General features: G+C 67.6%; 10 protein-coding genes. 8 read left to right on the top strand and 2 right to left on the bottom strand.

The genetic code is table 11. The features are described from left to right. The first annotated feature begins 11 nt into the window (after window positions 1-11). Window positions 12-317, top strand: coding sequence for a co-chaperone GroES (groES, locus tag R3E10_01415; GenBank protein MEZ4414390.1), 306 nt, complete (start codon window positions 12-14; stop codon window positions 315-317). 66 nt (window positions 318-383) lie between these two features. Beyond that, window positions 384-2012, top strand: coding sequence for a chaperonin GroEL (gene groL / locus R3E10_01420; GenBank protein ID MEZ4414391.1), 1629 nt, complete (start codon window positions 384-386; stop codon window positions 2010-2012). Window positions 2013-2124: 112 nt separating this feature from the next. Here the strand turns inward: groL and R3E10_01425 are convergent, their stop codons facing one another. Next, a complete protein-coding gene (locus tag R3E10_01425) occupies window positions 2125-3900 on the bottom strand; it encodes a glycosyltransferase family 39 protein (GenBank protein MEZ4414392.1) in 1776 nt (591 codons plus the stop codon). A gap of 197 nt (window positions 3901-4097) precedes the next feature. Then, on the bottom strand, window positions 4098-4988 hold the full coding sequence (locus tag R3E10_01430; GenBank protein ID MEZ4414393.1) for a class II glutamine amidotransferase: 891 nt from the start codon (window positions 4986-4988) through the stop codon (window positions 4098-4100). A 151-nt stretch (window positions 4989-5139) separates the two neighbouring features. Between R3E10_01430 and R3E10_01435 the strand changes: the two genes are divergently transcribed. Genes R3E10_01435 through R3E10_01460 form a run of 6 tightly spaced genes read left to right on the top strand, consistent with a single transcriptional unit; the run spans window position 5140 to window position 12946 of the window. After that, window positions 5140-6504: a hypothetical protein gene (locus R3E10_01435; protein ID MEZ4414394.1), complete on the top strand. Its 1365-nt coding sequence runs from the start codon at window positions 5140-5142 to the stop codon at window positions 6502-6504. 1 nt (window position 6505) lies between these two features. Beyond that, window positions 6506-7063 carry a hypothetical protein gene (locus R3E10_01440; protein ID MEZ4414395.1) on the top strand — a complete coding sequence of 186 codons (558 nt, stop codon included), beginning with the start codon at window positions 6506-6508 and terminating at the stop codon, window positions 7061-7063. Further along, window positions 7044-8744, top strand: a complete 1701-nt coding sequence (locus R3E10_01445) for a multicopper oxidase family protein (GenBank protein ID MEZ4414396.1) — start codon at window positions 7044-7046, stop codon at window positions 8742-8744. Before R3E10_01440 ends, R3E10_01445 begins: the two co-directional genes overlap by 20 nt. A gap of 13 nt (window positions 8745-8757) precedes the next feature. Beyond that, window positions 8758-10482, top strand: a complete 1725-nt coding sequence (locus tag R3E10_01450) for a glycosyltransferase family 39 protein (GenBank protein MEZ4414397.1) — start codon at window positions 8758-8760, stop codon at window positions 10480-10482. Beyond that, on the top strand, window positions 10479-11498 hold the full coding sequence (locus tag R3E10_01455) for a methyltransferase domain-containing protein (GenBank protein MEZ4414398.1): 1020 nt from the start codon (window positions 10479-10481) through the stop codon (window positions 11496-11498). The genes R3E10_01450 and R3E10_01455 overlap by 4 nt, the downstream gene beginning before the upstream one ends. Next, window positions 11495-12946 carry a glycosyltransferase family 39 protein gene (locus R3E10_01460; protein MEZ4414399.1) on the top strand — a complete coding sequence of 484 codons (1452 nt, stop codon included), beginning with the start codon at window positions 11495-11497 and terminating at the stop codon, window positions 12944-12946. Before R3E10_01455 ends, R3E10_01460 begins: the two co-directional genes overlap by 4 nt. Window positions 12947-13012 lie beyond the last annotated feature (66 nt).

The raw sequence follows: 13012 nt of genomic DNA on the forward strand, positions 1-13012 counted from the left end.
GGAGCCAAGCAATGGCGACCAAAGCGGCGACCAAGATCACGCCTCTCGCGGATCGTGTGGTGGTCAAGCCCCTCGAGGAAACCGAGGAGATGCGGGGGGGGCTGTACATCCCCGATACGGCGAAGGAGAAGCCGCAGCAGGGCGAGGTCATCGCCGTCGGGCCGGGCAAGCTGTCCGACGAGGGCAAGCGACTGGCGCCCGACGTGGCGGCTGGCAACAAGGTGCTCTACGGCAAGTACTCGGGCACCGAAGTGACCGTCGACGGCGAGCAGTATCTGATTCTCCGTGAATCGGACATCCTCGCCATCATCAAGTAGCGATCACGCTTTCGTTTTCTTCTGCGAACACTAGTCGCTTCCATCTCCTGAGGAGACGATCTGACAATGGCTGCGAAAGAGCTGGGATTTGATGTCGAAGCTCGCGCGCGCTTGAAGGCCGGTGTCGACAAGCTCGCCCGTGCTGTGAAGGTGACGCTCGGCCCCAAGGGCCGGAATGTGGTGCTCGATCGGAAGTTCGGGTCCCCCACGGTGACCAAGGACGGTGTCTCGGTCGCCAAAGAGGTGGAGCTCGAGGATCCGGTCGAGAACATGGGTGCGCAGATGGTGAAGGAGGTCGCGACCAAGACCTCCGACGTGGCCGGTGACGGCACCACCACCGCGACCGTGCTGGCGCAGGCGATCTTCGGCGAAGGCCTCAAGAACGTGACGGCCGGTTCGAACCCGATGGGCATTCGCCGCGGGATCGACAAGGGCGTCGACGCCATCATCGGGGAGCTGAAGAAGCTGTCCACGGCGACCAAGGGCAAGAAGGAGATCGCCCAGGTCGGCGCCATTTCCGCCAACAACAACGCCGAGATCGGTGAGCTCATCGCCGAGGCGATGGACAAGGTCGGCAAGGACGGCGTCATCACGGTCGAGGAGGCGCGTGGCCTCGAGACCGAGCTGGACACCGTCGAGGGCATGCAGTTCGACCGTGGCTATCTCTCGCCGTACTTCGTGACGGATCCCGAGCGCATGGAGGCCGTGCTCGACGATCCGATGATCCTCATCCACGACAAGAAGATCTCGTCGATGAAGGACCTGCTGCCCATCCTGGAGAAGGTGGCGCAGATGGGCCGTCCGCTGCTCATCATCGCGGAGGACGTCGAGGGCGAGGCGCTGGCCACGCTCGTGGTGAACAAGCTGCGTGGCACCCTGAAGGTCTGCGGAGTGAAGGCGCCGGGCTTCGGTGACCGCCGCAAGGCCATGCTGCAGGACATCGCGGTCCTGACCGGTGGCCAGGTGATCTCCGAGGAAGTCGGCTACAAGCTCGAGAACGCCGTCGTCAACGATCTCGGCAAGGCCAAGCGCGTCGTGATCGACAAGGACAACACCACCCTCATCGATGGCGCCGGCGACGAGAAGCAGATCAAGGGCCGGATCGAGGAGATCCGGGTCGCGATCGACAAGTCCACGTCGGATTACGACCGCGAGAAGCTGCAGGAGCGGCTGGCCAAGCTGGCCGGCGGTGTCGCCGTCATCAACGTCGGTGCGGCCACCGAGACCGAGATGAAGGAGAAGAAGGCGCTGGTGGAGGACGCGCTCCACGCCACGCGCGCTGCGGTCGAGGAAGGCATCGTGCCTGGCGGCGGCGTCGCGTTGCTCCGTGCCCAGAAGGCGCTGGACAAGGTGGACGTCGAGGGCGACGAGGCCATCGGCGTGCAGATCCTGCGTCGCGCGCTGGAGGCGCCCATCCGGCAGATCGCCGAGAACGCCGGTGCCGAGGGCTCGATCGTCGTGGAGCGGGTGCGCGAAGCCAAGAAGTCGGGCTTCGGCTACAACGCCCAGAGCGGCGAGTACGAGGATCTGGTCGAGGCCGGTGTCATCGACCCGACCAAGGTGGTCCGCACGGCGCTGCAAAACGCGTCGTCGATCGCGGGCCTGCTGCTCACCACCGAGGCGGTGGTCGTGGAGAAGCCGGAGGAAGAGAAGCCGGCGATGCCCGGCCCCGGTGGAATGGGCGGCATGTACTAGGGTCATCACAGTGGTCGGGCGCCCCCCGCCCGGCCTGGTGAGGACGACGCCCCGGTCACCTACGAGTGACCGGGGCGTTCGTTCGTTTGCGTGCCTGGCGGTGGGCGAATCGTCAGGGAAACGCCGGAGGCGGCTGCACCTGACCGAAGGGATCCCAGGTGCCGCGTTGCGCACAGGGATGGGGCAGGCGCCCGTTCTGCTTCCACCAGACCAGCCCCCAGGCACGGCGTGTCCACGGGGCGAGGATGGGCTCCAGCGGTTGAAGCAGCGCGTTGGCCCGATCGAGCCGCCGCGCGCTGGTCGGGAGGCCCGCCAGGAAATCGCCCCGTGCGAAGATCAGCATCGGAGGGTCGACGAAGGGGATCGGCAGCCGTGAGAACAGGCCTCGGTTGGGAGACCTCCAGACGGCTTCGTAGCCGAGTCGGCCGTCGATCAGGGCGTCCCAGGTCGGATCGGTGATCTCCCACTCATGCTCCAGGGCGTAGGGGAGCTGGGGGATGACGACCAACACGTCCGGAGCCTGGGCCCACTGCTCGAGGGTGCACACATCGTGCATCCGTCGCCACTCCAACGACGCGGGGACCGGAGGGAGCTTCCGATACGAGCCGTAGTAGCCCACGCTCTGATCGGAGGCGTGCTGGGACAGCCAGTCCCCCATGTCATAGCGCGCGTCGCGCAGGCTCTGGTAGGTGAGGTCGACGTCTCGGGCCAGCAGCCAGAGCAGGGACGCCCCGAGCACCACGCCGGTGAGGCGCCGGGTGGTCCGGGAGGGCGAGCCCAGGCCGCGCTGGAAGCCCACGGCGGCGTACAGCGCGAGCAGCCACACCATCGGCAGCACGAAACGGAAGTTCAGGAACCAGACCGGAAAGATCGTCAGTACCGGCACGGTCAGGAGCGCGAGGGCCGGCCAGGCCGTGCGGGGGCTCCGGCGGCTCGACACCACACCCAGAAGGGCTGCGCCCAGCACCACCCATCCGAGCCCGGCCGCGACCTGAGTGACAATCTCCACGGCGAGCCCCAGGGCGCCGAGCAGGGAGCGTGGGTATTCCATGGAGACAGCCGCGCCCACCACCCACTCGACATGGTCCTTCCAGCGGGCGGGGCGGAAGGCCAGGCCGCTGGTGAAGGCATACAGGAACGCAGCTGACAGGAGACCTGCGGCCAGCGGTTTCATCCGTTCGCGCAGGGTCCCGGGCGCGCGCAGCTGCTGTGCCGTCACGGCCAACCCCATCGCCAGGAAGAAGGCCCAGCTGTTGTCCTTGGTCCCCACGGCCACAGCGGCCCAGATCCCCAGCCACGCGGCCCGCCGAACCGTGAGCCCATCCACCAGACAGCGGGCGAAGACCAGGAAGCCCAGCGAAGTCCAGAACAGGGCGGGGAGGTCCACGTTGCTGGTGCGGGAGTAGTACACGACCGGGAAGGCGAGCAGCGTGAGCACGGCCGCCAGCGACCCCACCCGTTTGCCCCAGAGGATCGAGGCCGCTTTCCAGGTCGCCACCACCAGGCCGGCGCCCATGAGCACGCTGGCCAGCCGGGACAGCAGGGTCATGGTGGCCAGGGCGCTGACCGGGTCCGCCAGTCCGTAGGGGTACTCCGCGGAGAGGCCGGCCAGCCCACCCGTGAGGCGGAGGAACCCCAGGTAGGGCACCACGAAGGCTGCCATGACGAAGTAGTGGAAGAGCGGGTACTGCGGATTGAAGAGCGTGGGGTTCAGGAACACGCTGTACAGTTCGGCCACGGGCCCCAGCGTTCCCACCTCGTCCGCGCCCCAGGCCAGGATCCGGTCGGGTGCGGTCGCATGAGGGAGGCCCCAGACCAGCCCCGGCGCGTAGAGCGCGAGCGCGGAGAGGAAGAGGATCCAGCCGGTGCGGCGGGAAGAAGGCTCCATGGGACCTGGATCGGGGGTGACCGGGCGCGCTCGGGGGGCTCCTCGGCGACAGGCCCGTGCCTCGACGCTAGACTGGTCCCCCGGGCCCCCGCAACGGGGATCCGGAGCGCGTCGGCGGACCGCCGCCGACAGAGGCAAGGTCTGCGCCGCCGACCACGCCGCTGATTCCTGGTGGCGGTCGGGAGGCGACCCGGAAATCAGGCGGTCCGGGCGAGGCGTTCGGCTTCCGGTCGCTCGCAGGCGACGAACGTCGGCGGCCGGTCGGGCTCCACTACGATCAGGTGGTTGGCGGGAACCTCCTCCCAGGCCGGGTCGTCGGTGAGGCGCTCCGAGGAGACGACCACCGACGGGCCGCCCGCCAGCGCTTCGGGGGGCGCGCCCCGGCCACGATCGGGAGCGTAGAGTTCGCCGCGATAGACGTAGAGCGATTCAGGCCCGTGCCGGGTGTCGGTGGAGAACCGGGACACGACCGCGCTCTGCCCGTCGCTGATGGCCACATTCAGGTAGCTGGGAGCACCGTCGCCGTGGTCCGCCACAAGGTCCACGACCCGCCAGATGGCGGACCGGACGGCGTCGGCCAACCGGGCGGCGCCGAGCAGGGCTTCAGGATGACGGCCCAGCTCATCGATGATCAGGGCGAAGACGTGCTCGGAGTCCGTGCTCCCGAACACGTTGCCGAATGCCTCGTCGGACACGCTGGCCAGCAGCGGACGACGCACGGCTCCGAAGCCGCCGACGTCACCGTTGTGCATGCAAAGCAACGGACCGTAGCGGAAGGGGTGGCAGTTGGCCTCGTTCACACCGCTCAACTGGGTGGCCGCGCGGACGTGGGCCAGGATGCAGGGCGCTGTCACCACCCGAGCCAGGTTGGCCAGGTTGCGGTTGTTCCAGGCGGGCGTGATCGACCGGAAGACCGCGGGCTCGGGGGTGAGCTCGGGTGCGTACCAGCCCACCCCGAATCCGTCGCCGTTCAGCGGCTCCTCCCGCTCGCGGCTGTGGGTGCTCTGGCGGATCAGGGAGTGCGCCGGCTCCAGGAGGAGTGAGCTGAGCCGGATCGGCGGCCCCAGGTAGAGCGTGAATCGGCACATGAAACGAGTCTCGGCCGTCCCTCCGGGGCGGTTGAGCAGGTCCCGACTCCGGCTGCGCCACCGCGCGGCCCCTCCTCTGGCCTCGGTTGCCGCCCTTCGCGGCAGCCACCTAGCTTGGGGCGATCCGTCCGAACCCTCGAAGGAGGCCTGCATGCGCCGCCACCTCTCCACGCTGGTCCTGACTGCCGCGCTCCTGCCGGCGACGCCCCTCGTCGCCCAGAAGGGGCCGTGGACGCCGCTCAATCCGGGAAGTGACAACATCGAGGTGGTGGGGCACGTGCCCCTCGGACATGCGTTGTCCGTCGCCGACATGGAGCTGGAGCAGGAGGTGAACCGCCCCTACGCCTACGTCGCCCGTATGCAGTACGGGGAGGCGGGAGGGAAGGGCATGGACATCCTCGATTTCTCCGATCCCGCTCGCCCCAAGGTCATCTACGAGTGGCGCATCGAGGACCAGGACCTGCACCTGCGTACCGGTGGCATGGACGTGAAGTACTTCAAGTCCAACGGGCGCTACTACGTGGTGCAGTCCCTGCAGTTCGGCCAGGGCGGGCCCGACTCCGACATGGGGGCGGTGGTTCTGGACGTCACGGGACTTCCGGACGTGTCCAAGGTGCGGGAGGTCGCTCGCATCCGTGAGCCGCAGCATCAGGGCGGATTCCACAACATCTTCATCTACAAGCATTCCAACGGGAAGCCCTACCTGTTCACCACGGTGAGCGGCCCCTACGCCAACGTCTACGATCTCGAGGCCGTCGTCGCGGGAGACATGGACCGTGCGCTGGCCGGTCGCGTGCCCGTGCCGGAGAACGCCTCGAATCGTGGCGGTCGCGGCTACCACGACTTCTACGTGGGCTACCACGAAGAGACCGGCACCGACCGCTTCTATGGGGGAGGCACCGGGGGGTATTACATCTACGATGTGACGGATCTGAGCGCGCCCAAGCTCATGATCACGCTCAACAACATCCAGGGCGTGCAGTACGGGCACACTTTCACGCCGAGTCCGGATGGCCGGTACGTGGTGGCCGAGACGGAATACCAGTATGCGCCGCTGCGCATCTTCGACCTGGAGGAAGCGCTCGACCGCTATGCGGAGAGCGGACAGGTGCAGAACGTGAACCGGCCGCTCGCCGCCTGGACCGCCAACTGGGACAACCTGGTGCATAACCACGAGGTCCGCTGGCCCTACGTCTTCGTGTCCGGCTACCTCGATGGCCTGCAGATCTTCAGCGTGATGGACCCCAAGAATCCGGTCACGGTCGGGTACTACGACACCTATCTGGGCTCGCCCAACGATCCAGACTTCCGCTATCCCATGTTCAACGGCACGTTCGGCGTCGACATCCGCAACGAGGATGGCCTCATTGCCGTGAGCGACATGTCGACGGGTTTCTGGACGTTCAAGATGGACGGCTTCAGCGGCTGGAACGGGCTGCAATGGGGCATGCCGGACATCTCCAGCGTGCAGAAATGGGACGCTCCGCCGCGGCGGCCGGTGAGCGAGGACCGCTGACATGAGGGGTCGGTGGGGCCTCGCGGTGGTGCCCCTCCTGGGTGCGCTCGGGCTCGGATCCGCGGGTACGGCAGCGGAGACGGATCGAGTGGGGCTGTGTCTGCCTCCGCCGGCCGGCGCATCCGACTACTACGACATCGAGCTGGTCCCCACCACGTCGGTGCCGGGCGCCCGGCGCTCACAGGGCCGCGTGGACGTGGCTTTTCCCAGCAACCCGTACGGGGTCCAACTCTCCAGCGATGGAAGCTATGCCTACGACGTGGTCGTCTCCACGTCGCGTTTGCCCGCGTTGCCCGGAAAGGAGTACGCCGTCTGGGTGGCGACCAACACGTTGGACCAGGTGGAACGTCTGGGAACCCTGGACGCGCAGGGCGGTGCGTCCGGGCATGTGCGCTGGAACAAGTTCCTGATCGTGATCACGCTGGAGCAGGCCGGTCACGATGGGGGTTCGTGGGAAGGACCGGTCGCGCTGCGGGGCCTTTCCCGCGCGGGGTTCATGCACACCATGGCAGGGCACGGACCCTTCGAGCAGGAGAACTGTGCGTCCTACGGCTACTGAGCGCCGGGCGCTGCTCGGCCTGATCGCGCTGTCACTCTGGCTGGCGCGGCCCCTGGCCGCTCAGCACGAGCACCATGGCATGGCGATGCCGCCCGCGGATCCCGCGGCGTGGCGGATGCCGCCCATGGATCCCAACATGCCCATGTTACCGGGGCTGGAGGACGCGCTGCCTCCGGTCACGCCGTTCCTGCTCGGCAGCGGCCTCGACCCCATGTCGTTCCCCGAGGCCCGCCCCTCCGAGATGATCGCGGTCCAGGACGGAGACACCGTCGACATGGAGGTGGGCATCGTCCGGCGGACGATCAACGGCCGCACCTATCTGATGTACGGATACGAGGGTCAGTATCCGGGACCGCTCCTGCGGGCTCCTCAGAACGCGACCGTGGTCGTACGCCTGAGCAATCGCATCGAAATGCCGACCACCGTGCACTGGCATGGCGTGAGGATCGACAACCGCTTCGACGGGGTGCCGGGGCTCACGCAGCCCCCGATCGAGCCGGGTGAGACCTTCATCTACGAGGTCAAGGTCCGCGATGCCGGCATCTACTGGTACCACCCCCACGTGCTCGAGTACGTGCAGCAGGACCTGGGCCTGTATGGCAACCTGCTCGTGGACGCGCCGGACACGGACTACTACGGTCCTGCACATCGTCAGGAGATGATGGTCCTGGACGACGTGCTGATCGACGAGCACGGCATGATCCCTTGGGGGGAGTCTTCCCCCACCCACGCCCTCATGGGTCGCTTCGGCACGGTGATGCTCGTCAATGGTGTGCCAGACTACACGCAGGAAGTGGCTCAGGGCGAAGTCGTGCGCTTCTTCCTCACCAACGTGGCCAACACCCGCACCTTCAACGTTGTCTTCGACGGTGCTCGTGCCAAGATCGTGGCCTCCGACGTGGGGCGCTTCGAGCGGGAGGAGTGGGTCGAGAGCGTGGTGATCGCCCCGGCCGAACGCTACGTCGTCGACGTCCGCTTCGAGCGGCCGGGCACCTTCGCCATCACCAACACCATCCAGGCCATCAATCACTTCCGCGGAGAGTTCTACCCACACGTCGACACGCTCGGCACGGTGTCGGTCGGTGAAGCGGCCGCCTCTCCCGACCTGTCGGCTTCTTTCTCCCAGTTGCGCTCGTTCACGGAAGTGAGCGAGGACATCGACCGCTTCCGTGACCAGTTCGGTCGTGCCCCGGACCACGAGCTGGAACTGACGGTGCGGGTGCAGAACCTTCCGCTGCAGGTCGTGCAATCGATGTCTATCGACACGCTGTACGTCCCACCGGTCGAGTGGAACGACGCGATGCCGATGATGAACTGGCTCTCGACGGGCGACCAGGTCACCTGGATCCTGCGCGATCCGGCGACCGGCCTGGAGAACATGGACATCGACTGGCGCTTCAAGGTCGGGGACGTGGTGAAGATCCGGATCTTCAACAATCCGAAGTCGTTTCACCCGATGCAGCACCCGTTCCATATGCACGGGCAGCGTTTTCTGGTGCTGAGCCGGGATGGAGTGCCGACAGAGAATCTGGTGTGGAAGGACACCGCCGTGGTGCCCGTCGGCTCGACCGTCGATTTCCTGGTGGAGATGACCAATCCGGGAGATTGGATGATGCACTGCCACATCGCGGAGCATCTCGAAGCGGGCATGATGGGGACCTTCCACGTCTCCGGCAGCTGACCTGATCCGAGCGTTGGACGAACCGACCGGGGCCGAGACCCCCCCGACGCTGCGGAGCGAGCGGAGCTGGCTGCTGCGCGTGGCTCTCATCGCATTCTTGTGCTACGCGCCGGCGTTCTGGTGGGGAGCACCGCGTGCGACCGACGCGTTGCGCGCCCAGTCCTGGGGGGTGGACGACGAGACTCCGCTGGGACCGCTGGCGGAGATCTCGAACATCCTCCACCCCCAGCCGGATCGGAATCTCGGCTACCCGCTGCTCTATCCGTTTCTCGTCGTGGGGGCCTACACTCCCTATATGGGGGCGCTGTATCTCACGGGGGGGCTCAGCGCACCCAGCGGCGAGTATCCGTTCGGGCTTGCCGACCCCGTACGCAGCCTGCGCGTGCTCTCCGGTATCGCCCACTTCGTCACCGTGCTTCTGGGCGTGCTGTGCGTGACCGCGGCGTATTGGATCGGGAGGATGGCGTGGGACCGCGCCACGGGTGCGTGGACGGCTGCGGTAGTGGTGAGCCTCTACCCGATGTTCTACTACGCGCGCACGGGCAACGTCGATGTCCCGATGCTGGCATTCGTGGCGCTGGCCGTGGCCAGCTACGCCACCGGGCTCCGGCGTGGATGGAGCGTGCGCCGAGCGGCCTGGCTGGGCGTGTGGGCCGGCTGCGCGCTGGCGACCAAGGAGGCCGCCGCTGGCGCGTTCCTGCTGCTGCCGGTCGTGACGCTGCTGGGGCTGCGTTGGGCCCCGGCCGGGCGCGACGGCTTCTCGTGGCGGGCGAACGCGTCGGGACTGATCGCGTCGCTGCTGGCATTGGGTGTGGGGAGCGGTCTGTTCATCGAACCTGGACGCTACCTCGCGCATCTGCGCTTCATCGGCGAGCGGTCCCGCATCGCTGCTTCGGGAACGGGCGACTGGGTCATCCGCACCTACGCGATGGATCTGGAGAGCTCCCTCGCGTATCTCAGCCGCCAGGCTGGGCTGTTGGTGGATGTCTTGACGCTGCCGGGCCTTCTGCTGGCGGCGGCGGGCATCCTTTGGGTGCTCGCCCGCGAACGGGACCGCTGGCCGCTGCTGCTCCCGCTCCTGGGCTACGCGGGATACATGTTCGTCGGGGCCCGTGTGTCACAGCTCCGCTATCTCCTTCCGACGGCGTTGCTGCTCGCGCCGTTCGTGGCGCGTCTCGCCGTGCTGGGGTGGCGCGCTTCGGCACCGTGGGCGCGCATCGCCTCGGTCACCGCTGGGTTGGCGGTGGCCCTCGGCCTCTCGCGCGGCGTCGATCTGACCTGGTCCATGTTGCACGATTCCCGGGTGGAGGCCGGCGCCTGGCTGGCGGAACGCACCGAGGTCGGGGACGTGGTCGAGCACTTCGGCCCGTTCCAGAAGCTGCCGCCGCTGAAGGCCGGCGTGGTCTCTCGGCAGGCCACCACCTATCTCGGGATCCTGAACCCCACCGATACCACGACCGCCACCACGCGTGACGTTCTGGCCGGATGGGAGGAGCGCCGTCCGCGCTTCATCCTCGTGGTTCCCGACCATACGTCCCAGGCCACCAGCGGACCGCACAACATCTCGCTTCCTCCAAGCCTGTACGCCGCGCTGCTGGAGGGAGGCACGGACTATGCGCTGGTGCGGACGTTCGAGACCCGCTCCCTGCTGCCTTGGGTGCGACGACCGCCGCTGGACTATCCGACGGTGAGTCCACCAATCCGCGTATTTGCCAGGAAATCCGCCCCCGGTCCATGAACTTCAAGGGAATCGACGTCGTCTGCCCCTCCTGTCGGGGGGAGTTGGATGGGGCCGACCCGCAGTCGTGGCGATGCCACAGCTGTGGAGCCGACTACCCGGTGATTGCGGGGATTCCCGACCTGCGGCTCTGGCCTGACCCCTACATCGGCATCGAGGCGGATCGTGAGAAGGGAAGGGCGGTCGCGGCGGCTGCGGCCGGGCGGACCTTCGAGGCGCTGATCGACCACTACTATTCGATGACTTCGGTGGTGCCTGCCAAGGACGCCGCGATGTACAAACGTGGGCTGCTCGCGGCCGGCCCCCGCGCGCTGACGTCTCTGCAGCGGTGGCGGACCGAGGCGGACGGCTCGGCCCTCGACGACGCGTTCCTGGACGTCGGTTGTGGCACCGGCCCACTCCTGGTCGCAGCCGCCCGGACGGGTGCGTCGTCCGCGGTGGGCGTTGACGTGGCCTTCCGCTGGTTGGTGCTGGGGAAGAAGCGTCTGGAGGAGGCGGGGCTGGACCTGCCTCTGCTCTGCGCCAACGCCGAGGCACTCCCGTTCCGTGACGCTGCGTTCGCGGTGGTGACGATGGACTCCGTCATCGAACATTGCCGGGATCAGCCACGGGCGGCCTCCGAGGTCTTCCGGGTGCTGCGCCCCCAGGGTGCGTATTTCCTGTCCACACCCAACCGCTTTTCCGTGGGGCCGGACCCGCACACCGGACTCCCACTGGGGAGCCTGCTTCCGGAGGGAGCGACCGCCCGCTACGCGCGGGCCAAGGGTGCGATCCCACCGGTACGTCGCCTTCTCTCGGCGGGGTCTTTGCGCGCGCTGCTGCTGGGAGCCGGGTTCGCAGTGCCACGCCTCTTCCTGCCGAGCTTCTCTAAGGAGCAACGCGCGCACTTCCACGGTCCCATCGCTTTCGCGATCGGAGCGTACGAATGGGTGCGGCGTACACCGGGCTTGCGGGCGTTGCTGTTCGCCGTGGGGCCCCTGCTGAGCGCCGTCGCGCGCAAGCCGGGGGCGCGATGAGCGAGCGCCGCTGGATCTGGGCCGTCGTCGCACTCACCGGGTTGGCCGCCCTGGCTCGCTGGATCAACCTGGACGGCGGCCTCTGGGTCGACGAGATGTACTCGTTGGTGGAGTCGTACCGGGTGCCTTTCGGCCAGCTGCTGACCACCTTCACGGGCGACACACAGCATCCCTTCTACTCGCTCCTGGCCAATCGCGCCGTCGCCTGGCTCGGCGAGTCCAACCGCGTGATCCGCCTGCCGGCATTCCTGGCCGGAGTGGCCACCGTTCCGATGGTGTATCACCTGGGGCGCCGCTTCGTGACCCGGGGCGAGGCGCTGTCCGCGGCCCTGCTGCTCGCCGTGTCCTACCACCATGTGTGGTTCTCGCAGAACGCACGCGGATACACCATCATCGCGCTGATGACCGTGCTCTCCACGGAGTTCCTGCTCCGGATCCTGGAAGGTGAGCGCTGGCGCGCTGTAGTGGCGTACGGCCTGGTTGTGGGGTTGGGGGCGTACACGCACCTGACCATGGTGTTCGTGGCAGTCGCACACCTGCTGGTCCTCCTGGGCCTGCAGCTGGTGCCCGACTCCGAAGGTCACCGGTTCCGCACCTGGATGCGCCCGCTGGCCGCGCTCGTGTTGTCGGGCCTCATCACGCTCCTGCTCTACGCGCCCATGATGCGCGATGTGCTGCACTTCTTCCTGAATCGCCCGTCCCAGCTGCGCGGCATCTCCACGCCCGCCTGGGCGGTGGCCGAGCTGGGCCGGGTGCTGTCCACCGGGGTGGGGGCAGGTCCGGGCTTGCTGGCGGGAGGAACGCTGTTCGCGGTCGGGTTGGCGAGCTACCTGCGCCGGCGCCCATTGGCGTTCGCGCTGTTCGTGGTCCCGGGCGTGGTCACGATCGCCGGCGCCCTTCTGGCGCGTGGGACGATGTATCCCCGGTTCTTCTTCTTCCTGGTCGGCTTCGCGATGCTAGTCCTGGCGCGCGGCGTGTTCGCGACCAGCTCGTTCCTGGCTGAGCGCCTGCGGCGCGGACCCGTTGCGGAGGTACTGGGCCGGCGCCTGGCGACGACGGTCACAGTGCTGATCGCGCTGGTCTTCGCCCGCTCGCTCGAGTACGACTACCGCTTCCCCAAGCAGGACTGGGTCGGTGCGGCGACCTGGATGGATGAGAACGTGCCGGACGGAACGACCATTGTGACGGTCGGCGTGTCGGTCTGGCCGTTCCAGCACTATCTGCCGCGCCCCTGGTCGGCGATTGCGGAAGGCGAGGAAGAGCGTGTGCGCGAGTGGCGCGAACAGGGGCGGAGCGTGTGGGTCGTCTACGTCTTCCCGCGCTATCTCGAGAACACGCATCCGGATCTCGCGCGCTGGATCAGCGACGACTGTGACTCACGCCAGCAGTTCGACGGCACGTTGGGGAGCGGAGACATCTACGCCTGCCGCCTTCCCCCTCTCGCCTAGAAGCTCTTCACAAGGGGGGCACCCCGCGTGCAGCGGGCTCGTGGGTGTGTCGCCGTGGGAACGACA

Source organism: Gemmatimonadota bacterium (assembly GCA_041390105.1).
Taxonomy (GTDB): domain Bacteria; phylum Gemmatimonadota; class Gemmatimonadetes; order Longimicrobiales; family Gaopeijiaceae; genus JAGQIF01.